Source organism: Curvibacter sp. PAE-UM (assembly GCF_001432305.1).
Lineage (GTDB): Bacteria > Pseudomonadota > Gammaproteobacteria > Burkholderiales > Burkholderiaceae_C > Hylemonella.
In genome coordinates this window covers 749,928-770,555 of record NZ_KQ483358.1, presented here as the reverse complement: position 1 = coordinate 770,555, position 20,628 = coordinate 749,928, and the positions used below count along the sequence as shown (strand labels likewise).

Sequence of the window (20,628 nt, the reverse complement as noted above, 5' to 3'; positions counted from 1 at the left end):
ATTATGACCCGCAACGATGCATGCGGCCCGATGCCGGGCGCGACCACCGTGCCGGCGGTGTCCCCGGTCTGTGCCGACCACTCCCGTTTTGTCCAACGCATACGGCGCCGTCATGCCACGCTGCTGGCGCAACTGCCCCCGGGCCGCCCCGACCCGCAGGCCCTGCAGCAGTTCTACGCCCACCTGCGCGACAACGGACACGATAGCGCCGCCGCCTTGCGCGTGCTGCGCCAACTGGTCATGGAACGCCTGGCCGTGCTCGACTGCGAACAACAGGCCCCGCTGCGCGACATCACCGCCAGCATGACCGAACTCGCCGAGTTCGCGCTCGACATCGCCTGCACCGAGGTCATGCAGACCCTGGACGAGAACCATGGCATGCCGCTGACGCCTTCGGGCAAGCGCGCCCTGTTCTGGGTGCTGGGCATGGGCAAGCTCGGCGCGCGCGAACTCAATGTCTCCAGCGACATCGACCTGATCTATATCTACGACCAGGACGGCGAGACCGCCGGCAACGCCGAAGGGCGCAACCGCATCTCCAACCACGAATACTTCGCCAAGGTGGTGCGCGCCATCTACAACCTGCTGGGCGACACCACGGAACACGGCTTTGTGTTCCGTGTCGACCTGGCGCTGCGGCCCAACGGGAACTCGGGTCCGCCGGCCGTCTCGCTGGGCGCATTGGAAGAATATTTCCAGGTGCAGGGCCGCGAGTGGGAGCGTTTTGCCTGGCTCAAGAGCCGCACGGTGGCGCCCCGACGCCAGCTGCAGGACGGCTCGGTCATGCAGCTGCGCAACCTCGTCGTCCCCTTTGTCTTCCGTCGTTATCTGGACTACAACGTCTTCGACTCGCTGCGCGTACTGCACCGGCAGATCCGCGAGCACGCGGCCAAGCGCAGTGCCGGCCACCCGGAGCGCAGCAACGACGTCAAGCTCTCGCGCGGCGGCATACGCGAGATCGAGTTCACCGTGCAGCTGCTGCAGGTGGTGCGCGGCGGCCAGTTCCCCGAACTGCGTACGCGCCCCACGCTCGACGCCCTGCAACGCCTGGTCAAGGCCGGGCTCATGCCGGCGGCCACGGCCGAGGCGCTGGCCCAGGCCTACGAGTTCCTGCGCCGGGTCGAGCACCGCATCCAGTACCTGGACGACCAGCAGACCCATGTGCTGCCCACCCGCGATGAAGATCTGGACTGGATCGCGCGCAGCATGGGTTACCCCGATGCCTGCCGCTTCCTGACCCAGCTCGACGCCCACCGCGAGGTCGTCGCCCAGGAATTCGACATCCTGCTTGGCGGGTCCGGCCAGAAGGAATGCAAGGGCTGCAACAACGGCAATGGCAAGAGCGGATCCACCGGCCCCGTCACGCCGGACTTCGACAGCCTGATCGAGCAGTTGCCGCCGCTGTTCCGCGAGCGGGTCAGCGCCTGGCGCACGCATCCGCGCGTGCTGGCCTTGCGCGAGGAATCCCGCGCTCGTCTCATCCGGCTGGTGGCACGCACGGCCGACTGGCTGCGTGAGGGCCGCGCCAGCGACGCGGCCGCCAGCCGGCTGGTGGACTGGATGGAGCCGCTGCTGCGCCGCGAAAGTTACCTGGCCATGCTGCTGGAGCGTCCTGCGGTGCATGAGCGCCTGCTGCGTCTGCTCGGTGCAGCACGCTGGCCGGCGCGTTACCTGCTCCAGCATCCTGGCGTGATCGACGAGCTGGCCAGCCGCACCATGATGGACGAGCGCTTCGACCCGAGCGCCTTCGAGGCCGAACTCGATGCCCGCCAGAAGGCCTTGCAGGCTTCTGGCGACGACGACGAGGAGTCGCTGCTCAACCTGCTGCGCCGTGCCCACCACGCCGAGGTGTTTCGCACCCTGGCGCGCGACGTCGAGAGCGTGCTGACGGTGGAGCAGGTGGCTGACGACCTCTCCGCCTTGGCCGACGCCATGCTGCGCATCACCACGCGCTGGTGCTGGGCGCGCCTGAAGAAGAAACACCGCGAGGAACCCCAGTTCGCCATCATCGGCTACGGCAAGCTGGGCGGAAAGGAGCTCGGCTACGGCAGCGACCTGGACATCGTCTTTGTCTACGAGGACGAGCACGAGGATGCCCCCGAGGTCTACGCCCTGCTGGTGCGCAAGCTGATCAACTGGCTGACCGTCAAGACCGGTGAGGGCGACCTCTACGAGATCGATACCGCGCTGCGTCCCAACGGCAACTCGGGCCTGCTGATCACCACTTTCGATGCCTATGCCAATTACCAGCAGCAGCGCGGCAGCAATACCGCCTGGACCTGGGAGCATCAGGCCATGACGCGCGCGCGCTTCGTGCTGGGCAGTGCCGCCCTGCAGCAGCGTTTCGACACCGTGCGCCAGGCCGTGATCTCCGCGCCGCGTGACGCACAGGCCTTGCGCCTGGAAATCGTCGCCATGCGCGAGAAGGTGCGCCAGGCGCACCCGGTGCACGGGGAGCAGTTTGACGTCAAGCACAGCCCCGGGGGCATGGTCGATGCCGAGTTCGCTGTGCAGTACCTGGTGCTGTCACAGTCGGCGGGCCACCCCGAGCTGGTTGCCAATGTCGGCAACATCGCCCTGCTGCGCGCCGCCGAAGCGGCTGGCCTGCTGCCCACCGGGGTCGGCAGCGCAGCCGCCGACGCCTATCGCGAACTACGGCGCGTGCAGCACCGCGCGCGCCTCAACGAAGAGCCCACCCAGGTCCCGACCGAGGCCATGGCCGGCGAACGCGCCGCGGTGCTGGCGCTGTGGAAGGCCGTGTTCGACGCCTCCTGAGCGCCCCCGGGCTCAGGGCGTGCCGCGGATCTTGCGCACCAGTGCGGTGGTGGAATAGCCGTCGACAAAAGGCAGGGCCAGGGCCCGGCCACCCCAGGATTCGACCAGGACCGTCTCGGGCAGCTTGCACATGTCGTAATCGCCGCCCTTGACCAGGATGTCGGGACGAATTTCTGCGATCAGCGCCTGCGGCGTATCCTCGTCGAACCAGGTCACCAGATCGACCGCACCCAGGGCCGCCATCATCGCTGCGCGGTCCTGCTCGTTGTTCAGGGGCCGCTCCGGCCCCTTGCCCAGGCGGCGCGCGGACGCGTCGGTGTTGAGCGCCACGACCAGGCTGGCCCCCAGGGCCCGGGCCTGCGCCAGATAGATGGCGTGCCCCCGATGCATGACGTCGAATACGCCGTTGGTGAAGACCAGCGGCCGGGGCAGGGCCGCCAGCCGCATGCCGAGTTCGGCACGCGCACAGAGCTTGCCGAGAAAAGCCGGCAGCGGAAACGGGACGGAGGCTTGCGTCATGGCCCGCATCCTAGCAGCCAGGCCCCGGCGGGTGCGGCGACCTGCTGCAATCCGGGAAAACGGTGGCAAATTACCCCTCAATCCAGCCCCTCCACCAGACCTGCACGGGCATAATTGTTCAGTTCATGTCCAACAAACTCGTCTCTGTCAGCCTGGATTCGCTTCGGATCGGTGAGCCTCTGCCTTTTCCGCTGATGGATGCCGAAGGGACGCTGCTGGCCAACAAGGGCTATGTGATCGCGTCGCGCAGCGAGTTGCAATCGCTCGTGGGCCGCGGCGTCACGCTCTACATCGATGTCGCTGACTCCGAGGCCCACCACCGTGCCTACGTGGGCATGCTGCACGACCTGGTGCGCAAGGAAAAAACCCTGGGGCAGATTGCCGGCGTCCAGGTATCGCGTGCCGATGTCGATGCCAGCCGCAATGAGCCGGACCTGGCCGACGGCCCGCCGGACTGGCTGGACTACCAGGTGCAGGCCAACAGCATCCTGCGCGACTGCGGCTCGCCGCAATTTCTGCAGCGCCTGGTGCGCCTGCAAAAACAACTGCGCCAACATTCAATCGGCAATCCGGACGGCGCCTTGTTCGCGTTGTTCCACCTCTCGGCCAGCGAGATCAGGATGTACAGCGCCACCCATGCCATGCTGGTCAGTGTGATGTGCGGCCTGGCGGCGCGCGAGGTGCTCAACTGGCCGGCGGAGAAAGAGCAGGTCATGTGCCTGGCGGCGCTGACCATGAACATCGGCATGACCGACCTGCAGGACAAGCTGGCCCAGCAGCTGACGCCGCCCACCGTGGAGCAGCGCCAGCAGATCGACCAGCACGCCCTGCGCTCGGTGGCACTGCTGCAGAAGATCGGGGTCGACGATGCGGTCTGGCTGGAAGCCGTGCGCCACCACCACAGCGTGCCCCCCGGGCCGCTGTCCGCCAAGACCGAGGGCCAGCGCATGGCCCGCCTGATCCAGCGCGCCGACATGTTTGGCGCACGGCTGGCGCCACGCGCTTCGCGCACCCCCACCGCACCGGCTGCGGCCATGCAAGCCAGCTATTTCGACGAAAACCGGCAGGTGGACGAAGCCGGCGCCGCCCTGATCAAGGCGGTAGGCATCTATTCGCCGGGCTCCTTCGTGCGGCTCAACACCGATGAGGTGGCTGCCGTGATCCGGCGTGGCGCCAACACCACCACACCCCGGGTGGCCGTGCTGATCAACCGCGAAGGCATGCCGGTGGCCGAGCCGGTGATACGCGACACGTCCCTGCGGGACTACCGCATCGTGGCCAGCGTGCCGCACCGCGAGGTCAAGGTCCAGCTCAACCTGCAGCGTATGCTGGCCCTGACCACCGCGAGCGGCTCAGACCGCGCCTGAAACCGGCAGCGGTGCCAGCGACGCCATCTGCTCCTTGCGGAAGCGGTTGAGTTCCTGCACCGACTGGAAGCTGCGCCCGAACAGCAGGCTGAGGTTGTGCAGGATGCGTTCGACCACCTTGCTCTCCCAGGTCGCGTCGAAATTGATCTGCTTGTCCAGCCAATGTTCCAGCCATTCAGGATCGGGCAGGCGGCTCTGGATGGTGTCGTTCGGGAACAGGGCCTTGCTCACGTGCAGGTTGGTCGGGTGCAGGGCCTGCGCGGTGCGCCGTGCACTGGCCATGAGCACGCCGACCTTCGCAAAAGCGGTCTTGGCCTCGGCGCCAAAGCGCCCGATGGCGCGTTTCATGTACCGGAGATAGGCGCCCCCATGGCGGGCCTCGTCCTGGCTGAGCGTGGTGTAGATATGCTTGATCACCGGCTCGGTGTGCCACTCGGCCGCGCGGCGGTACCAGTGGTTGAGGCGAATCTCACCGCAGAAATGCAGCATGAGTGTCTCCAGCGCCGGGGCCGGATCGAACTCGAAACGGATGTCGTGCAACTCCTGCTCGGTGGGTACCAGCTCGGGGCGGAAACGGCGCAGGTATTCCATCAGCACCAGCGAGTGCTTCTGCTCCTCGAAGAACCAGATCGACATGAAGGCGGAAAAATCGCTGTCGTCGCGGTTGTCGCGCAAGAACATCTCGGTGGCCGGCAGGGCCGCCCACTCGGTGATGGCGTTCATCTTGATGGTCTGGGCCTGCTCATCACTGAGTCGGGAGGCATCGAACGTGTCCCAGGGGATGTCCTTTTCCATGTCCCAGCGCACGGCCTCAAGCTGCTTGAACAGTTCAGGGTAAAGCATGGCGTTCCTTCACGGTGCAAGGATTCTAGGCCGGCACGGTGACAAATGCCTGACAGGCCGGCGTTTCCGCACACCGCCCGGGGGAATGGATACCGCGCTAACGACCTCAGTGCGGCACGGTGTCGGCAAAACTGTGGCGCTGCATGAGCTTGTCCTGCAGACGCACCAGACTGGGGTGCGCTTCGCGCCAGCCGATCTGGGGGAAACGGAAATCCAGGTAGCCCAGGGCCGATCCCACGGCCACGTCAGCCAGGCTGAAATGGGTGCCTGCGCAGAAGGGTTTGTCGCCCAGGCCACGGCTCATGGCCTCCAGGCTCGCATTGATCTTGCCGAGCTGGCGGTCGATCCAGGCCGGGCTGCGCTGGGCCTCGGTCCGCTGGGGCCACACGGCCTCCATGCGGGCCAGCAGGGCGGCGTCCATGACGCCGTCGGCCAGGGCCTCCCAGGTCTTGACTTCGGCGCGTTCGCGGCCGACCGGCGGGATCAGCTTGCCCACCGGCGACAGGGTGTCCAGGTACTCGACGATCACCCGCGAATCAAACAGGGCTTCGCCGCCTTCCATGATCAGGCAGGGAATCTTGCCCAGCGGATTGGCGTCGACGATGCGGGTCTGCTCCGACCACACATCCTCCAGTACGAAGGCAAATTCCAGTTTTTTCTCGGCCATCACGACGCGCACCTTGCGCACGTAGGGGCTGGTATGGGAACCGATCAGTTTCATGGGTCTTTTCGTAGTCCAGGGGGCGGATTCTATCGATTCAGGCCCGGCCCTGCGCTTTTCCGGCGCCCCGCGCGGCCGTCAAACTACAATCCGGGCATGACTTTCTCCACCATTTCAGCGCTGTCCCCGCTGGACGGGCGCTATGCCGCCAAGCTCGCCGCCTTGCGCCCGCTGATGAGCGAACAGGGCTATATGCACCGGCGCGTCCAGGTCGAAGTGGCCTGGTTCGTCGCCCTGAGCGACGCCGGTTTCAAGGAATTCCCGCCGCTGTCGCCCGGCGCGCGCACCTACCTGCTCAACCTGGTGAAGAATTTCTCCGAGGCCGATGGCCATGCCATCAAGGACATTGAGAAGACCACCAACCACGACGTCAAGGCGGTCGAATACTGGATCAAGTCACGCTTTGAAGCCCGTCCCGAGCTGGAAAAATCCAGTGAATTCGTGCACTTCGCCTGCACCAGCGAGGACATCAACAACACCAGCCACGCCCTGCAGTTGCGCAGCGCACGCGACACCGTGGTGCTGCCAGCGCTGGACAAGTTGCTGCTCAAGCTGCGCGACATGGCCCAGGCCTATGCCGAAGTGCCCATGCTCAGTCGCACCCACGGCCAGACCGCCAGCCCCACCACCGTAGGCAAGGAAATCGCCAACGTGGTGGTGCGCCTGCAGACCGCCTGCGAGCGCATTGCCGCCGTCAAGATCCTCGGCAAGATGAACGGCGCCGTGGGCAATTACAACGCGCACCTGGCCGCCTGGCCCGATTTTGACTGGGAGGCTTTCGCCCGCCGCGTGGTGGAAACACCCGAACCCCTGGGCCTGGGCCTGAACTTCCAGCCTTACAGCATCCAGATCGAACCCCACGACTACATGGCCGAGTTGTTCGATGCCATCGCGCGGACCAACACCATCCTCATCGATTTCTCACGCGACGTCTGGGGTTATGTCTCGCTGGGCTACTTCAAGCAGCGACTCAAGGCCGGCGAGATCGGGTCCTCGACCATGCCGCACAAGGTCAACCCCATCGATTTCGAGAACGCCGAGGGCAATCTGGGCCTGGCCAATGCCCTGCTGCGCCATCTGAGCGAAAAACTGCCGGTCAGCCGCTGGCAGCGCGACCTGACCGACTCCACCGTGCTGCGCAATATGGGCGTGGCCGTCGGCTATGCCGTGCTGGCCTACCAGTCCCTGTCGATCGGCCTGGGCAAACTCGAACTCAACAGCGAGGCGCTCGCCGCCGACCTCGACGCCTCCTGGGAAGTGTTGGCTGAGCCGATCCAGACCGTGATGCGCCGCTACGGCGTGCAGGGCGCCTACGAGAAACTCAAGGAAGTCACGCGTGGACAGACGGTCACGCCCGAAGATCTGCACAAGCTGATCCGCAGCCTGGAGATACCCGAAGCCGACAAGCAGCGCCTGCTGGCCATGACCCCGGGCAGCTACACCGGCAAGGCCGCCGAACTGGCGCGCCGGGTCTGATGGCCATCAAATCCACGGTCTTCAAGGCCAATCTGCAGATTGCCGACATCGATCACGGCTATTACGCCGATCATGCGCTGACGCTGGCACGCCACCCGAGCGAGACCGACGAACGCATGATGGTGCGACTGGTCGCGCTGGCCCTGCAGGCTCACCAGTTGCAAACGATGTGCGGTGGCGACGGCACGCTGGCCTTTGGCGCCGGCCTGTCCGACCCCGACGAACCCGATGTCTGGCTGCGCGACTACACCGGCCAGACGCGCCTGTGGATCGAGGTCGGCCAGCCCGAGGACAAACCCCTGGCCAAGGCCTGCAGCAAATCGGATGCCGTGGTGGTCTATTGTTTTTCCCACGCTGCGGAAGTCTGGTGGCGCGGCATCGAAAACAAGCTCACCCGGCTGGACAAGCTGCAGGTCTGGCGCGTACCGACCGATGCCTCCCAGGCCCTGGCGGCGATGGCCGAGCGCAGCATGCAACTGCAGGCCACGATCCAGGAGGGTGCGCTGATGCTGGGCAACAGCCGGCATCAGGTGACCATCGAAGCGCAACGCTGGAAGTGAGTCGAAACGGCCCTAGGCTTCCACTGGCATCATCAGCTGGCCCTCGGCCGCCCGCTCGGCATACCGGTTGAAACGCCAGGCCCCGCCATGCAGCGTGATGCGGCGCCAGGTCTGCCGCTTTTGTGCCGGTCGCATCTCGGTCCACAGCTGCACCTCATCGAAGGTCCGTCCGCAGCCCTTGCATTCGGGATCGCCCTGGCTGGTGGAACAAATCGCAATGCAGGGCGTATCGGGCGTACTCTCATACCAGCCCATCCAGGCCTGCAGCGCCGGCGCCGGCATGCTGAACTCGTCGGCCTCCTGCTCCCGGTAAAAAACCATCAGGGCGTAGACCTCGGCCAGGGCTCGCACTGGCCTGGCCAGCGTGATGCCATCGGGCGAGGGTTCGCGATCGCGCCAGTAGTTGATGGCCGCTTCGATATCGGTGATGTGGATGCCTGCCATGGTTGCTTCTAGGGGGAGCCGGATCATAGCGCCTGGCCCTGTCGCATCCTCGGGTTCGTTGTTTTACTGACCTGCCTCAAAACCATACCGTTTGCATGGTTGATGCCATCCGTGCTTCAATCTCTCTCACGAAGGGGAGTAGCTCCCATTTGCTGTGACACAGGGAGGTGGTCGAAAAGACCATCGTTGCAGCAGGTATCAGCAAGTCGTCATTACGAAGTATCACTTCCGGCTTGTTGGGCAAAAATCTGCATGACACCATGCCGAGCAAGACCTTCGATTGGAGCCTGTTTCAGGTTTCGTCGAAGCACGTCTTGGTCCATCTCGGCCCCAAGACTCCATTGACGTTGCCTGTTCCAGGTTGTTGATCGAAACAACTCGGAGCTTAGTCATGGAGTTTTTATCCGCCGCCTGGTGGTCGGCGTTGCTGGCCATCATCCTCATCGACCTCGTGCTCGCCGGCGACAACGCCATCGTGATCGCGCTGGCCGCCCGCAGCCTGCCACCCCATTTGCAAAGAAAAGCCATCGTCTGGGGCACCGTCGGTGCCATCGTCGTGCGCTCCGTCATGACCATCGGAGTGGTCTGGCTGCTCAAGGTCCCGGGGCTGATGCTCGTCGGTGGACTCGGCCTGGTCTGGATCGCCTACAAGCTGCTGGCCGACCAGGAAGGCGGCGAGCAGCATGGCGCGGGCGCCCAGACCTTCTGGGGCGCCATGAAGACCATCGTCGTCGCTGATGCACTGATGGGCGTGGACAACGTGCTGGGCGTCGCCGGTGCCGCCCACGGCGCCTTCGACCTCGTGGTGCTGGGCCTGCTCATCAGCGTGCCGATCGTCGTGTTCGGCAGCTCGGTGGTGCTCAAGCTCGTGCAGCGCTTCCCCATCATCATCCAGCTCGGCGCCGCCGTGCTGGCCTTCACAGCCGCCAAGATGATTGTCAACGAGCCGCTGCTGGATGAGGTGTTTGACCCGCACACGGCCGCGCGCTGGGCCGCCTACGCAGTCGCTGTCGTTGGCGTACTGGCTGCCGGCTGGTGGCATGCGCGCCGCCAAAACCAAAGTCATCACTCCGGCCAGGCGGCCTGAGTCCGACAACCCTGTTCCCCCCGTCCCTTAATCAACAAGGAGTAGATCATGGACAAAATCATTGTGTATGTGGACGATGTCGAGTACGCACAGCATCAGCTGGTGCCGATGGAAGGCAAGTTGCCCGGCAAACAGCAGGCAACCCACTGGATCGTGGTCGCCTGCCCGCCGCGGATGACCCGCCATATCAGCAAATGGGTCAATCACACGGCGCGCGAAAACTGGCGCAACAAATGGGCGGAAAAGCTGTTCTCCCAGATCACGCCGGACCTGCAGGCCCAGGGCCACAAGGTCACACCGGTTCTGTCGCGCGGTCCGCTGGTCGAAATGACCCGCGAGCTGCTGGAAAAGCATGGCACCGCTCGCGTCCTCGACGCACGCCGCCCGAAGTTTGGTCAGGATCTGGCCCCGGTCACGCCGGACCAGCCCGCCACCCAGGAGGCGCGTTGGGCCGTCCCCGGAGCGGTCGCCGGCATGGGCGCCTTCCTGGTTCTGGCCAGCGAATAGCACCAGCGGAGGACTTCATGCGCGGGTGCTATGCTTGCCCGCCATGAAACTCCTGATCAAGTGGCTACTGAGCGCGACCGCCTTGCTGGCGGTCGCGCATCTTTACAGTGGCGTCGAACTCCAAAGCTTCACCGCCGCGCTGCTGGCGGCCTTCGTCATCGGGTTGTTCAACATCTTCCTGAGACCCATCCTCGTCCTGCTGACACTGCCTGTCACGCTGCTCACGCTCGGCCTGTTTCTCTTTGTCATCAATGCCCTGCTGTTCTGGGCTGCGGCGAGTGTGCTGGACGATTTTCAGGTGCGCGACTTCGCTGCAGCCCTGCTCGGTTCGCTGCTGTATTCGATGTTCAGCCTCGTGATCGACTCAGCGCTCGAGCGCCTGTTCCCGCAACAATAAATCGATCTGTCGGCTACGCGTGTCGATGATCGACGCCTCGACGTGGTCCACGCCGGGCCCCTGTCGCGCCAGTTCCTGCGCCGCGCGCAGGCGGTCGCGGGCTGCGGCATAGTCCAGGCGGGCGGCATGCACCTCGGCCTCGGCCCGCACAGCCTGCAAGGTCAGGCCCTGGGCAGCATAAGCCGCCGACAACAGCTGCCAAGCCTGTGCATCCCGTGGCCGGCTGGCCAGCCAGACCTGCAGTTGCTCGGCAGCCTTGCGCGGCTGCCCGCTCTGCGTCTGGGCGCGGGCGCGCAGGAACAGCAGGGGGCGGGTCACGGCACTGCCTGCGCCGGGAGTCGCTCCTTCCAGGAACATGCTGGCGCGACGCGGATCCCCGGTTGCGAGAGCGAGTTCGGCACCCAGCAAGCGTGCCTGGTAGGCCGCCCGCGGATCATCGAGCACCATGGCCTGCAAGCGCTCCTGCCAGCGCTGCGCCTGCTCGAATTCACGCAGGCCCACCGCGCCCAGAGCCGCCGCATAGAGCACGCCGGCCTGCTCCGCAGGTGATATCGCCGCCATTTCGCCCTGCGCCCGCAGCAGGGCCGCGCGCAGACTGTCAACTTCCGGGTTCGCCAGCATGCGCGCTCGCGCCGCCAGCATGGCATGCGTCACCGTGAGTTGGGGTACGGCGGTGTGCGTTTGCAGCTGCTGGCGTGCCTGCATGTCGGCAATACGCTCGGTGGTCAACGGGTGGCTGCGCAAGTAAGGAAAGGCGCCCGTGTCGTTGAATCGGTTGGCTTGCTGCAGCTTTTCGAACATACCGACGAAACCCCGGGCGTCGAAGCCGGCCTGCGTCATCACGCCATAACCCACCCGATCGGCTTCACGCTCCATGTCGCGCGAAAAGTTGAGCTGCCCCTGCACTGCTGCTGCCTGCCCGCCCACGATCATCGCCCCTGCAGCCCCCGGATTGCTGGAAGCCGCCAGCGCCCCCAGGATCATCGCGCCGATCAACCAGGGGGCCTGATTGCTCTGGCGGCTGATGATGCGCACGATGTGACGTTGCGTCACGTGGCTGAGCTCGTGCGCCAACACTGAGGCCAGCTCATCTTCGCTGCTCACCACGGCGATCAGGCCCAGGTGCACCCCCATATAGCCCCCAGGCAACGCAAAGGCGTTGACGCTGCGGTCCCGTCCCAGAACGACATCCCAGGCAAAACGCTCCTCCAGTTCCGGCGGCAACTCGCCGCGCTGGCGTGCCCCATCCATCAGGCGCTGCCAGATGCCCTGGACGTATTCGCCCAGAATGGCATCGTCGAGATAGTCGGGATCGCGGTAGAGTTCGCGCGCGATCCGGTCGCCCAGCCGGCGCTCGGCGCTGCTGCTCATCTCCACGCCATCGCCCAATGCTGGCAGCGAGGTCTGCGCGACCACAGGCGCCAGGATCTGCGAGAACGCCAGCAGTCCTGCCAGAAATTGCCGCACTACACGAGCGCGATCAGTCGGGGCTCTTTTCAAAATGAATCCAGCGGCACAAAACCGCGCAGCTCGGCGCTCTGTGCATCGAGCAGCACGGTCCAGAAGGACTTGCGAGCCACCATGGGTAGATACACCAGTTCCCCCGCACTCTTGCCCGTTTGCGCCACGCCCTCGTTGATCGCCGCCGCCTGCTGCGGAAAACGCGCGCTCAATTCAGCCAACGGCCTGGCAGCCGCCAAGATGCGCACCCGTGCCTGTGGATAGGCCTGCCAGAGATCGGGGCGTGCACTCAGGGGGAGCCCCTGCAACGCCATCAGGGTGGCCGTACTCTCTTCGTTGACATCGCGGAAGGGCCGCAGCGCCAGAATTGTGGGCCCGGTCAGTGGCATCTTCCGCACATCTCCCGGCGCCTGGCCCAGGAGTTCCTCGGGCACCTCGATGGCATGCACCACGCGAAAACGGTCGTATTCGAACACCAGATGGACTGGCCGGGCTACGAAAACTGTCCACAGCCCATAGCCCAGGGCAGCCAGCTGGATCAGGCCCACGACCGTCAGATCCCGCACCAGTTCGCTGCGTGGCTTGCTGCGATTGAAGACGGTCAGAGTGATCAGTGGCCCCAGAATCACATCGACCATGATCACGATCAGGAACAGCTCACGCCCTCCCGAGGTATCGCGGTAGGGGTAGGGATACCAGAGCCCGAACACCAGCAGTGCCGCCAGGGCGGCAATGACCAGGCTGAGGCCCAGGTGGATGGCGCTGGCTTTGAGTCGGTCTTGCCAGTGGAATGCTCTCGTCTGCGTCATGGACGTATGATGCTTGAGTTATGTAGAGGTTTCGTAAACCCGGGATTTTCCATGAGTTCTCTGACCCACTTTGATGCCCAGGGCCAGGCCCATATGGTGGACGTGGCCGCCAAGGCCAGCACCCACCGCATTGCCGTGGCCGCCGGCCATATTGAGATGCTACCGGCCACCTTGGCGATTATCGAGTCCGGTACGGCCAAAAAAGGGGATGTCCTGGGGATCGCCCGCATCGCGGGCATCCAGGCTGCCAAAAAAACCAGCGATCTGATCCCTTTATGCCACCCGCTGGCGCTCACGCGGGTCGCCCTTGATTTCTCGCTGCATCCCGCCGCGACTGCCACACCAGCCCACGTGGTCTGTACGGCCACAGTGGAGACCGTCGGCCCGACTGGGGTTGAAATGGAAGCCCTGACGGCCGTGCAGGTTGCCCTGCTGACCATCTATGACATGTGCAAGGCGGTGGACCGCGGCATGACCATGACCGGCGTCCATCTGCTGGAGAAGCATGGCGGCAAGTCGGGCAGTTATCTGGCTCCCTGAAGATTTGCTAATGAGGCTTTACCGGCTCTAGCTGTCTCGCCGCCCAACGCGCATGTTCTTTCGGAAAGGCAGCTTTATAGCGCGCCAGATAGAAATGCGCCGCCTCGTCTCGTCCCAAAAGGACCGCGCACTCGATCAGCTTTTCAACCACCCGTGCTTCGGGTGAATAGTGCAGCACCCGCTGCCCCATTTCATACAGGTGCTCTGCATTCCCTGGCGTCAGCGGTGTCAGGGTGAATTCTGCAAACTGGACCTGATCCTGAAACAGCCAGGTTCCACGTATCTTCTCTAACGTGTTGTCCCGGTAAGCTGCCGCTCTGAAATCCGGAGGGTAGAAAATCTGGCTGACGCGGTGGTAGTCCCAGGCCGAGTAGCCAAGCCCCGTCAGCGCACCAGCCGCCAGGACCAGATCCCGCATCTTCCAGGAAAGCCGGGCCGCCGTATTTGATGACAGCTCAGCCTTCCTGACCAGCACCCAGACGCTGAGAAGTGCCGCCAGCTGAAAGGGGCCAAACCACAGTGGATACTCCAACATGCTGTGCAGGAGGATCAGACCGAGCACGGACCAGGCCACCTGTCGGTCGGCATTCATTTCCCGCCAAGGACGCGCGCGCCAGACTAGCCACAGGCCCAGCCCGCAGAGCAGCAATGCGACCGGCACCCCCAGTTCCGCACTGAGATGCATCGGCAGGTTGTGCGCGTTATCCAGAATTTCGCAGAACCGAACGCCTGGATAGAGCGTGATGAAATGCGCATAGTCCAGTTCACCCCAGCCCCATCCGGTCCAGGGTCTGGCAGGAATCAGGTGCATCACGTTGCTCCAGAGAGCGAGTCGGCTGGTGCATGCATCTTCTGCCGTCCGCAAACGCGACCACACACCCAGGGTGGATGCCTCATTGCCTGCAAATAGTGGCAGTAGCATGCTTGTGGCCACATACGCGAGCAATCCGCCGATCAGCAGCCGACCTTGCTCTGCCTGGCGCCACTGTCCCCAGACAGCGACCATCCCGGCCAGCATGATCAACTGCAGCAAACCGGTGCGCGATGCTGATGCTGCATTGGCTGCGGCCAGAACAAGAGTGGCGAGGATGAGCCCCGTCTTCAGCATCTTGTTGGCTGTAGTCACCTTCATCGACAGCCCGATCACCGCGGCCAGTCCAATGTTGGTCAGCGTGGCGAACTGGTTTTTCTGGCGCAAATTGCCATACGCCTCTCCTGCAGGTGCGTAGATGAACCACGGATCCAGGCCGTGTGCCCACCCCGCATACTGAAGCAAGCCAATGACGGCACTGACAACAGCAGCCAGCACCCAGCCCATGAAGATGATGTTCGCTGAAAGCTGATGTCTGCACAGCCACAGCAGAACGCCGCAGCCTAAGCTCACTTGCCACGACAACACGCTGGGCGAGGGGCCGAATGCCCATGGGTTAAGCCACGGAAACGCCAGCAGCAAGACTAGCGCACTGTCTCGGTATCCCATGCTTACTCTGGCAGCTTCAGCTCTCTCAGCTGTGGGTACTGATTGTTTTGCTGTTCCAGGATCAGCTGCTTGGCTTGTCTGTAGCTGATCTCACCGTAGTGGGCTCTGAGGGATTTCATCTCGATCAATGCCTGCTCAACTTGCCCATTCAATGCAAGTGCCACCGCATAGCGCATTTGCAGGGTCGCCCAGTTATAGTTTTTATTGAGCACTTTCATGCTCTCCAGCTCTGCGCTGGACATCCCCGGACGGGGCTGGACCCGCCCCAGTTTCAGAACGGCACCCAGCTGGTTGAGTATCCACAGATCTGGTGCTTCATAGTTTTCCGGCGTACGACCGACGCTTCGCATCTCAAAGCGCATGACCCGGTAGTCTTCCTCCACCTGAACATACTCGTATCCAACCCGTGCAGACAAAACGGCAAAGACCACCACCAGACTGATCCCTATCCACCTTCCTGGTAAGCGATCGATGATCCACGCACTTGATTTCTCAGCACTTTGCCTGGTGCTCAATGAACCGAACAGGAATGCCACCGTGAAGAGAAAATAAGCATACGCGAATGGAAACTCAACCAGGCTGTGGACCAGAACCGGCAGTGCCGCTGCCATCAGCAGCAGTTGACGCGGATCATTGATGCGGTACACGGCGCGCAACAGCCACCAGGCCATGGTTGCCATCAACAGAATCGCTAATGGTATGCCCAGCCACAACGTGAGATCCAGCACCAGACTATGCGCATAGTCTGTGAGTAATCCGTTGCTGATGTGGGCGGTACCTGCTTTGTGGCCCGCCACCGTCTGCCCCCAGCCATAACCCCACCAAGGTGACTGCTCAATTCCGGCCAGTATCTGGCGCCACAAGACCACGCGGGCGTTATCCTGCGTCAAACTGGCAAGCGCGCGCGACTCCCCCGTTGCCAACAACGTTACGTTGGCAGGCTTCCAGGCGAGCCACATGGCCAGCAGCATGGACCACCAGCCCAGCACGGCTCGCAGGCCCCCTATCCTCCAGGTGGTCTGGCCGCGCCACAGCAGGAACAGGCCCAGCAAAGCAGCAGACAACCAGCCGGCACGGGATTGCGCCATCGCCAGGCCAAAGGACAACCAGGTGACCAAAGCCCATGCTTGCCAACGCCTCAGGTAGTGCTGGTGGTAGAGCCAGACACTCATCACCAGCCCCATCAGGAGCAGGGTAGCCAAGTGGTTCGACTGCGCCAGATTACCGTTGGGGCGCCCGCCCTGAGGTCGCTCCACGATCAGATTTGCGTAACTCGCCTCCAGATCAAGCCACTGCAGAGCAGCCACGTAGACTGAAATAGCAGCGGCGACTACCAACAACCCGGCCAGCCAGCTCAGTATCTTGTCACCGGCGGCGGATTTATCGGCAAGGTTACTGCCCAGCAACCAGGCCAAGGCAAAGCCCCCGAGATAGAGGCTGCTCATGACGGCTTCACCTGAGTAGGCGATTTGCCCCGCCCCCCATTGCAGCCAGATCAGCCCGATCAAGACCATAGGCAGCAAGGCGGCCCGATCCAGCACCCACTTCCGCGCTCTGGACACCCACGCCAGACCCACCACCACCAGCGCCACGAAGGTCAGGCTCTCACCATGAAAGCTTAGCCATGGCGGGTAATGATTGGGTGTCAGCCAGGCGCCCAGATACGCCAAAAGGCCCAACGCCAGAATCAGCGTGAGCCATGAAAAACGCCCCTCGCGGGGCGTTTTATTTGCGATGCTTGCGCTAGGCAAGATCAACCGCGGCAGGAGCCGGGCAGGAAGTTGGGCTTGACGTTCGTGCCATCAGCCGTGGAGCCACAGCGCCAGCCGAATACCGGCGTGCCCAGGTCGGCAGCCCTCAACTGCACAGTGGCGGTTCTCATCGGGACCAGGGTCACATCACCCTGCGCACCTTCCACCAGGGAGGCGACGGTGATCTTGCCATCGACGTCGGTGTAAATGGAAGCCACGTACTTGCTGGGCTGGGCGGTGTTGGTCGAGACGAGCGGACCGGCCTCGCAACCCCAGTTATTGGGAGCGGTGGACATGGTGGCGGATTGGTACATCTCGGTGATGGTGGTACGGCAAGCGGAAGCCGCCAAAATCACTTCCGACATCTTGGCACGCTTGGTGTAGTCCTGATAGGCCGGCAGGGCGACGGCGGCCAGAATGCCGATGATCGCAACCACGATCATCAGTTCGATCAGGGTGAAACCCTTTTGCAGAGAACGCTTCATGTATAGCTCCTTGGTTAAAGAAATGGATACAGCTGGGCTGTATGGTCTAGTTCAGCACTTTCTGTGCCAATCTAGAACCGTGAAATAAGTTGTTGCTTTACGGTGAAATCCCCGAATTACCGCCAATTCGAGGTTCATTTCTGTCCCATCTCGGCCCTGGTCTGACATTTTTGTACGGCCAGCTTTGTCACTTGATGCAAACCTGCCGCACCTGCTTCAGGTCAGTCACGCCCAGCATGATCTTCTCCATGCCGTCCATTTTCAGGGTCCGCATGCCGCTTTCCACGGCGGCGGCGAAGATTTCAGCCACGCGGGCACGTTCCTGCACCAGCTTTTTGATATGGTCATCAGCGATCAGCAATTCGTGCAGACCCAGCCGGCCTTTGTAGCCGGTCTTGTTGCATTTGTCGCAGCCCACCGGCTTGTAGAAGCGCAGCTTGCCGTCTTCACCGTAGTTGACCACCCATTCCTCATAGAGTTTCTGGGCTTCACCGCTGAAGTCCGCCTTCCAGGCCTTGGTGTTGCGCAGTTCCTGGGCGTACTCGGAGATGAAGCTGTTGACCTCCGATGTGCCCGGGTTATAGGGCTCCTTGCAGTCGCACAGCTTCTTGGCCAGGCGCTGGGCCAGAATGCCCAGCAGCGCATCGGCAAAATTGAACGGGTCCATGCCCATGTCCAGCAGTCGGGTGATGGACTCGGGCGCGGAGTTGGTATGCAGGGTGGAGAACACGAGGTGACCGGTCAGCGAGGCTTCCACACCCATGGACACGGTTTCCTTGTCGCGCGACTCGCCGACCATGATGATGTCCGGGTCGGCGCGCAGGAAGGCGCGCATGATCAGGGCGAAGTCAATGCCGGCCTTCTTGTTGATCTGTACCTGGCGCAGGCCCTTTTGCGTGATTTCCACCGGATCCTCGGCCGTCCAGATCTTGGTGTCGGGCGTGTTGAGGAACTTCAGGATGGAGTGCAACGTGGTGGTCTTGCCGGAACCGGTCGGGCCGCAGACGTAGAACAGGCCGTAGGGCTTGCTGACCGTGGACTCCAGCCGCTCACGGTTGTGCGTTGTCAACCCAAGCTTCTCCAGCGGAATGGGTTCGCCAGCTGCGAGGATACGCATCACCACGTCTTCGACACCACCGGCCGAGGGGATAGTCGCCACCCGCAACTCGATATCCAGCGGACCGTATTTCTTGAACTTGATCTTGCCGTCCTGCGGCTTGCGACGCTCTGAAATATCGAGGTCGCACATGATCTTCAGACGCGTGACCATGGCCTGGCGGAAATGCGCCGGCACCTCAATATAGGGCGCCAAGGTGCCGTCGATACGGAAACGGATGCCGGTCTTGAGCTTGCCCGGCATGGGCTCGATGTGGATGTCCGAAGCCTTCTGCTGATACGCCTCGATGATGATCTTGTTGACGAACTTGACCAGTTCGTTGTCGGCTGCGGCCGACTCCAGCGAATCGTCGTTGCCGCCCTCGTCATCGAGCGGGCCGCCCATGTCGGCCAGCAACTGGTCGATCGTGGTGCCATCAACTATCGCGCCGAACAGCTGCGCCAGCGTCTGCTCGAATTCGGTCTGCGTGGTGACGCGGTAGGAGAACTTGTTGATGCGCGAGAACACCTGCGGCACGACGCGGGCACCGCGTGTGGCCTCGGGGTCCAGGCACATGATGACCAGCCCTTCGGGCGACTCTTCCAGCGGGATCCAGCCCTGGCCTTCGGCGAATTCACGCTTGAGCGAACCATGCAGTATTTCGGAACGGATCCGCCCCGCATTGAAGGGCTCGTAAGGCACGCCGAAAAACCTTGCCAGCGACGGGCCGACCTGGGCCGACGTGATCTGGTGCTTGTTCAGCAGCAGATGCTCGACCGGCTGGCCTTCGTTGCGCGCCTCCTGTACGCAGTCCTGCAGCTGGGTACCGCTCAGCAGGCCATCTGCGACCAGGCCGTCATACTTTGTCGCCCGGATGCGCTGAGGCTCATCCACCTTCTGCAGGCGCTGGCGGATGGCCGTCGCCAGTGTCTTGCAGAGCTGGATGACGCCCTTGATATCCAGTTCGCTGAAGGGTTGGTCGCTCTTGTTGTTGATGACCTGCAGCACGCCGTAGAGGTTGCCGCCCTCGATGATGGGCGACACCAGCATCTGCTTGGTCCGGTAGCCGGAACGCTTGTCGACCTCTTTCAGGAACGCCAGCTGGGGATGAATCTGCTTGAGCGCCTCCTCGTCGTAGACATCCGCCAGGTTCAGCAGCTTGCGGCTGAACGCCACGTAACCGGCAATGCTTTGCGGGCTGATGGGCAGCTTGAGTTCGCGGCTGCTGGTCAGGCCGGTCTTGATCTTGGAAACAATGGATGTTTCGTCATCGCCGATCGCATACAGGGTCAGCCGGTCGGCGTTGAACAGCTTGCAGATCTCGGGGCTGACCTCCAGCATGATCTGCTCGACGTTTTCAGTTTCGTGAATGCGCAACACCACCTGCTTGAGCTGGCGTACAAACAGTGCCTCGAAGGACTTGTCCTGCTTGTCCGATGCCGGATGCTGGGAATCGCGGAAGACCTGCTCGGCGGGGGTGCCTCCGCCTGGGGGTTTCATGACTGCACTCATAGTTCAAACTCCTGCCCGGCCTGCAACCAGCGGATGTCATGCGCTGCCTGTCTGGCACTGGGACGATGGCCTTCCAGTTTGCGGATTTCAGACATGATCAACTCGGTTTCTGCTGGTTTGGTATGCGTGATGTAGATCGGATATTTTTTGTCGACCGCAATGCAGTCCAGTTCCTGGGCGAGCACTTCGGGTGACAGATGCTGACTCGTTTCTGCGAGCTGGCTCTCGCGGCTACTGAAGGCCGTTTCAATCACGAGCATGCTGACGTCCAGCTGGTTGACCCTGCGCCAGAAAGCGGGGTTACGCCCCGTGTCACCCGAGAACACCCAGCAGGCCTGCTGCGCCAGCACGGCATAGCCCACTGCCGGCACTGTGTGCACGGCCGGCAGCACCTCGATACGCTTGTCCCCTATGCGCAGCACCTGCCCCACCCGGATTTCCTCGAAGCGGATGAATGGGGTATTCACCGTGGGCAGACGCGTGAAATCCGGCCAGATGACATCATTGAAAATGTGCGCCTTCAGTGCCTCAATGGTGCCGGCCAGCGCATGTACCAGCACCGGGCTGCCACGACGCGTTGCAATCGCGTCGAGCATCAGGGGCAAGGCGGCCACATGGTCCAGGTGGGCATGCGTCAACAGCACATGGTCGACACGCAGCATCTCGTCCAGAGTCAGGTCGCCGACGCCAGTCCCTGCATCTACAAGAACGTCGTCATCGACAAGAAAGGACGTGGTGCGGCATTCCCTGGCGATCGCGCCTGAGCAGCCCAACACACGCACCTTCATGACCACTCCT

The 20,628-nt window shown here is 63.1% G+C and carries 19 protein-coding genes; 8 read left to right on the top strand and 11 right to left on the bottom strand.

Annotated features, from left to right (window positions below; translation table 11 throughout):
• Positions 1 to 3: 3 nt before the first annotated feature.
• Positions 4 to 2,775 (top strand): bifunctional [glutamate--ammonia ligase]-adenylyl-L-tyrosine phosphorylase/[glutamate--ammonia-ligase] adenylyltransferase, encoded by a 2,772-nt coding sequence (gene glnE, locus AO057_RS03830; protein ID WP_371258261.1) that lies wholly within the window; start codon positions 4 to 6, stop codon positions 2,773 to 2,775.
• A gap of 12 nt (positions 2,776 to 2,787) precedes the next feature.
• Here glnE and rfaE2 read toward each other — a convergent pair whose 3' ends face one another.
• Positions 2,788 to 3,294 (bottom strand): D-glycero-beta-D-manno-heptose 1-phosphate adenylyltransferase, encoded by a 507-nt coding sequence (gene rfaE2, locus AO057_RS03825; RefSeq protein WP_057674386.1) that lies wholly within the window; start codon positions 3,292 to 3,294, stop codon positions 2,788 to 2,790.
• 125 nt (positions 3,295 to 3,419) lie between these two features.
• Here rfaE2 and AO057_RS03820 point away from each other — a divergent pair, with 125 nt between their 5' ends.
• Positions 3,420 to 4,661 carry an HD-GYP domain-containing protein gene (locus tag AO057_RS03820; protein ID WP_057674385.1) on the top strand — a complete coding sequence of 414 codons (1,242 nt, stop codon included), beginning with the start codon at positions 3,420 to 3,422 and terminating at the stop codon, positions 4,659 to 4,661.
• On the opposite strand, the gene AO057_RS03815 is transcribed toward AO057_RS03820, so the two are convergent.
• Entirely contained in the window at positions 4,647 to 5,504 is an 858-nt protein-coding gene (locus AO057_RS03815; RefSeq protein WP_057674384.1) for a ferritin family protein, read from the bottom strand. The genes AO057_RS03820 and AO057_RS03815 overlap by 15 nt on opposite strands.
• A gap of 106 nt (positions 5,505 to 5,610) precedes the next feature.
• Entirely contained in the window at positions 5,611 to 6,225 is a 615-nt protein-coding gene (locus AO057_RS03810) for a glutathione S-transferase C-terminal domain-containing protein (protein WP_057674383.1), read from the bottom strand.
• Positions 6,226 to 6,321: 96 nt separating this feature from the next.
• Between AO057_RS03810 and purB the strand changes: the two genes are divergently transcribed.
• Both purB and AO057_RS03800 read left to right on the top strand, forming a co-directional pair.
• Positions 6,322 to 7,701 carry an adenylosuccinate lyase gene (gene purB, locus AO057_RS03805; RefSeq protein ID WP_057674382.1) on the top strand — a complete coding sequence of 460 codons (1,380 nt, stop codon included), beginning with the start codon at positions 6,322 to 6,324 and terminating at the stop codon, positions 7,699 to 7,701.
• On the top strand, positions 7,701 to 8,261 hold the full coding sequence (locus AO057_RS03800) for a YaeQ family protein (protein ID WP_057674381.1): 561 nt from the start codon (positions 7,701 to 7,703) through the stop codon (positions 8,259 to 8,261). Before purB ends, AO057_RS03800 begins: the two co-directional genes overlap by 1 nt.
• A gap of 12 nt (positions 8,262 to 8,273) precedes the next feature.
• Here AO057_RS03800 and AO057_RS03795 read toward each other — a convergent pair whose 3' ends face one another.
• Positions 8,274 to 8,705: a DUF3717 domain-containing protein gene (locus tag AO057_RS03795; RefSeq protein ID WP_057674380.1), complete on the bottom strand. Its 432-nt coding sequence runs from the start codon at positions 8,703 to 8,705 to the stop codon at positions 8,274 to 8,276.
• Positions 8,706 to 9,096: 391 nt separating this feature from the next.
• Between AO057_RS03795 and AO057_RS03790 the strand changes: the two genes are divergently transcribed.
• From AO057_RS03790 to AO057_RS03780, 3 genes are read left to right on the top strand one after another with little or no spacing between them, the layout of a single operon-like run.
• Positions 9,097 to 9,792: a TerC family protein gene (locus tag AO057_RS03790; RefSeq protein WP_057674379.1), complete on the top strand. Its 696-nt coding sequence runs from the start codon at positions 9,097 to 9,099 to the stop codon at positions 9,790 to 9,792.
• 48 nt (positions 9,793 to 9,840) lie between these two features.
• Entirely contained in the window at positions 9,841 to 10,299 is a 459-nt protein-coding gene (locus tag AO057_RS03785) for a hypothetical protein (RefSeq protein ID WP_057674378.1), read from the top strand.
• A gap of 43 nt (positions 10,300 to 10,342) precedes the next feature.
• The gene (locus AO057_RS03780) at positions 10,343 to 10,696 is read left to right on the top strand and encodes a phage holin family protein (protein ID WP_057674377.1); all 354 of its coding nucleotides are present in this window, start codon (positions 10,343 to 10,345) and stop codon (positions 10,694 to 10,696) included.
• On the opposite strand, the gene AO057_RS03775 is transcribed toward AO057_RS03780, so the two are convergent.
• Complete coding sequence (locus tag AO057_RS03775) at positions 10,664 to 12,067, bottom strand: M48 family metalloprotease (RefSeq protein ID WP_082605622.1); 1,404 nt, start codon at positions 12,065 to 12,067, stop codon at positions 10,664 to 10,666. The genes AO057_RS03780 and AO057_RS03775 overlap by 33 nt on opposite strands.
• A 125-nt stretch (positions 12,068 to 12,192) precedes the next feature.
• Positions 12,193 to 12,966: a TfpX/TfpZ family type IV pilin accessory protein gene (gene tfpZ, locus AO057_RS03770; protein WP_057674375.1), complete on the bottom strand. Its 774-nt coding sequence runs from the start codon at positions 12,964 to 12,966 to the stop codon at positions 12,193 to 12,195.
• 51 nt (positions 12,967 to 13,017) lie between these two features.
• Here tfpZ and moaC point away from each other — a divergent pair, with 51 nt between their 5' ends.
• The gene (gene moaC, locus AO057_RS03765; protein WP_057674374.1) at positions 13,018 to 13,506 is read left to right on the top strand and encodes a cyclic pyranopterin monophosphate synthase MoaC; all 489 of its coding nucleotides are present in this window, start codon (positions 13,018 to 13,020) and stop codon (positions 13,504 to 13,506) included.
• Between the two features lie 7 nt (positions 13,507 to 13,513).
• On the opposite strand, the gene AO057_RS03760 is transcribed toward moaC, so the two are convergent.
• The 5 genes from AO057_RS03760 to AO057_RS03740 all read right to left on the bottom strand — a co-directional run bounded on the left by AO057_RS03760 (position 13,514) and on the right by AO057_RS03740 (position 20,618).
• Positions 13,514 to 14,959, bottom strand: coding sequence for a PglL family O-oligosaccharyltransferase (locus AO057_RS03760; protein ID WP_240480730.1), 1,446 nt, complete (start codon positions 14,957 to 14,959; stop codon positions 13,514 to 13,516).
• 29 nt (positions 14,960 to 14,988) lie between these two features.
• Positions 14,989 to 16,743 (bottom strand): PglL family O-oligosaccharyltransferase, encoded by a 1,755-nt coding sequence (locus AO057_RS03755; protein WP_205629994.1) that lies wholly within the window; start codon positions 16,741 to 16,743, stop codon positions 14,989 to 14,991.
• Positions 16,740 to 17,222: a pilin gene (locus tag AO057_RS03750; protein WP_057674371.1), complete on the bottom strand. Its 483-nt coding sequence runs from the start codon at positions 17,220 to 17,222 to the stop codon at positions 16,740 to 16,742. Before AO057_RS03750 ends, AO057_RS03755 begins: the two co-directional genes overlap by 4 nt.
• A 187-nt stretch (positions 17,223 to 17,409) precedes the next feature.
• The gene (locus AO057_RS03745; protein WP_057674370.1) at positions 17,410 to 19,830 is read right to left on the bottom strand and encodes a GspE/PulE family protein; all 2,421 of its coding nucleotides are present in this window, start codon (positions 19,828 to 19,830) and stop codon (positions 17,410 to 17,412) included.
• Complete coding sequence (locus tag AO057_RS03740; RefSeq protein ID WP_057674369.1) at positions 19,827 to 20,618, bottom strand: 3',5'-cyclic-nucleotide phosphodiesterase; 792 nt, start codon at positions 20,616 to 20,618, stop codon at positions 19,827 to 19,829. The genes AO057_RS03745 and AO057_RS03740 overlap by 4 nt, the downstream gene beginning before the upstream one ends.
• Between the last annotated feature and the right edge of the window lie 10 nt (positions 20,619 to 20,628).

Excerpts from the sequence above, each read along its gene's own strand:
- glnE (WP_371258261.1), top strand. The coding sequence starts at position 4 with ATGACCCGCAACGATGCATGCGGCCCGATGCCGGGCGCGACCACCGTG.
- rfaE2 (WP_057674386.1), bottom strand. The coding sequence starts at position 3,294 with ATGACGCAAGCCTCCGTCCCGTTTCCGCTGCCGGCTTTTCTCGGCAAG.
- AO057_RS03820 (WP_057674385.1), top strand. The coding sequence starts at position 3,420 with ATGTCCAACAAACTCGTCTCTGTCAGCCTGGATTCGCTTCGGATCGGT.
- AO057_RS03815 (WP_057674384.1), bottom strand. The coding sequence starts at position 5,504 with ATGCTTTACCCTGAACTGTTCAAGCAGCTTGAGGCCGTGCGCTGGGAC.
- AO057_RS03810 (WP_057674383.1), bottom strand. The coding sequence starts at position 6,225 with ATGAAACTGATCGGTTCCCATACCAGCCCCTACGTGCGCAAGGTGCGC.
- purB (WP_057674382.1), top strand. The coding sequence starts at position 6,322 with ATGACTTTCTCCACCATTTCAGCGCTGTCCCCGCTGGACGGGCGCTAT.
- AO057_RS03800 (WP_057674381.1), top strand. The coding sequence starts at position 7,701 with ATGGCCATCAAATCCACGGTCTTCAAGGCCAATCTGCAGATTGCCGAC.
- AO057_RS03795 (WP_057674380.1), bottom strand. The coding sequence starts at position 8,705 with ATGGCAGGCATCCACATCACCGATATCGAAGCGGCCATCAACTACTGG.
- AO057_RS03790 (WP_057674379.1), top strand. The coding sequence starts at position 9,097 with ATGGAGTTTTTATCCGCCGCCTGGTGGTCGGCGTTGCTGGCCATCATC.
- AO057_RS03785 (WP_057674378.1), top strand. The coding sequence starts at position 9,841 with ATGGACAAAATCATTGTGTATGTGGACGATGTCGAGTACGCACAGCAT.
- AO057_RS03780 (WP_057674377.1), top strand. The coding sequence starts at position 10,343 with ATGAAACTCCTGATCAAGTGGCTACTGAGCGCGACCGCCTTGCTGGCG.
- AO057_RS03775 (WP_082605622.1), bottom strand. The coding sequence starts at position 12,067 with ATGAGCAGCAGCGCCGAGCGCCGGCTGGGCGACCGGATCGCGCGCGAA.
- tfpZ (WP_057674375.1), bottom strand. The coding sequence starts at position 12,966 with ATGACGCAGACGAGAGCATTCCACTGGCAAGACCGACTCAAAGCCAGC.
- moaC (WP_057674374.1), top strand. The coding sequence starts at position 13,018 with ATGAGTTCTCTGACCCACTTTGATGCCCAGGGCCAGGCCCATATGGTG.
- AO057_RS03750 (WP_057674371.1), bottom strand. The coding sequence starts at position 17,222 with ATGAAGCGTTCTCTGCAAAAGGGTTTCACCCTGATCGAACTGATGATC.
- AO057_RS03745 (WP_057674370.1), bottom strand. The coding sequence starts at position 19,830 with ATGAGTGCAGTCATGAAACCCCCAGGCGGAGGCACCCCCGCCGAGCAG.
- AO057_RS03740 (WP_057674369.1), bottom strand. The coding sequence starts at position 20,618 with ATGAAGGTGCGTGTGTTGGGCTGCTCAGGCGCGATCGCCAGGGAATGC.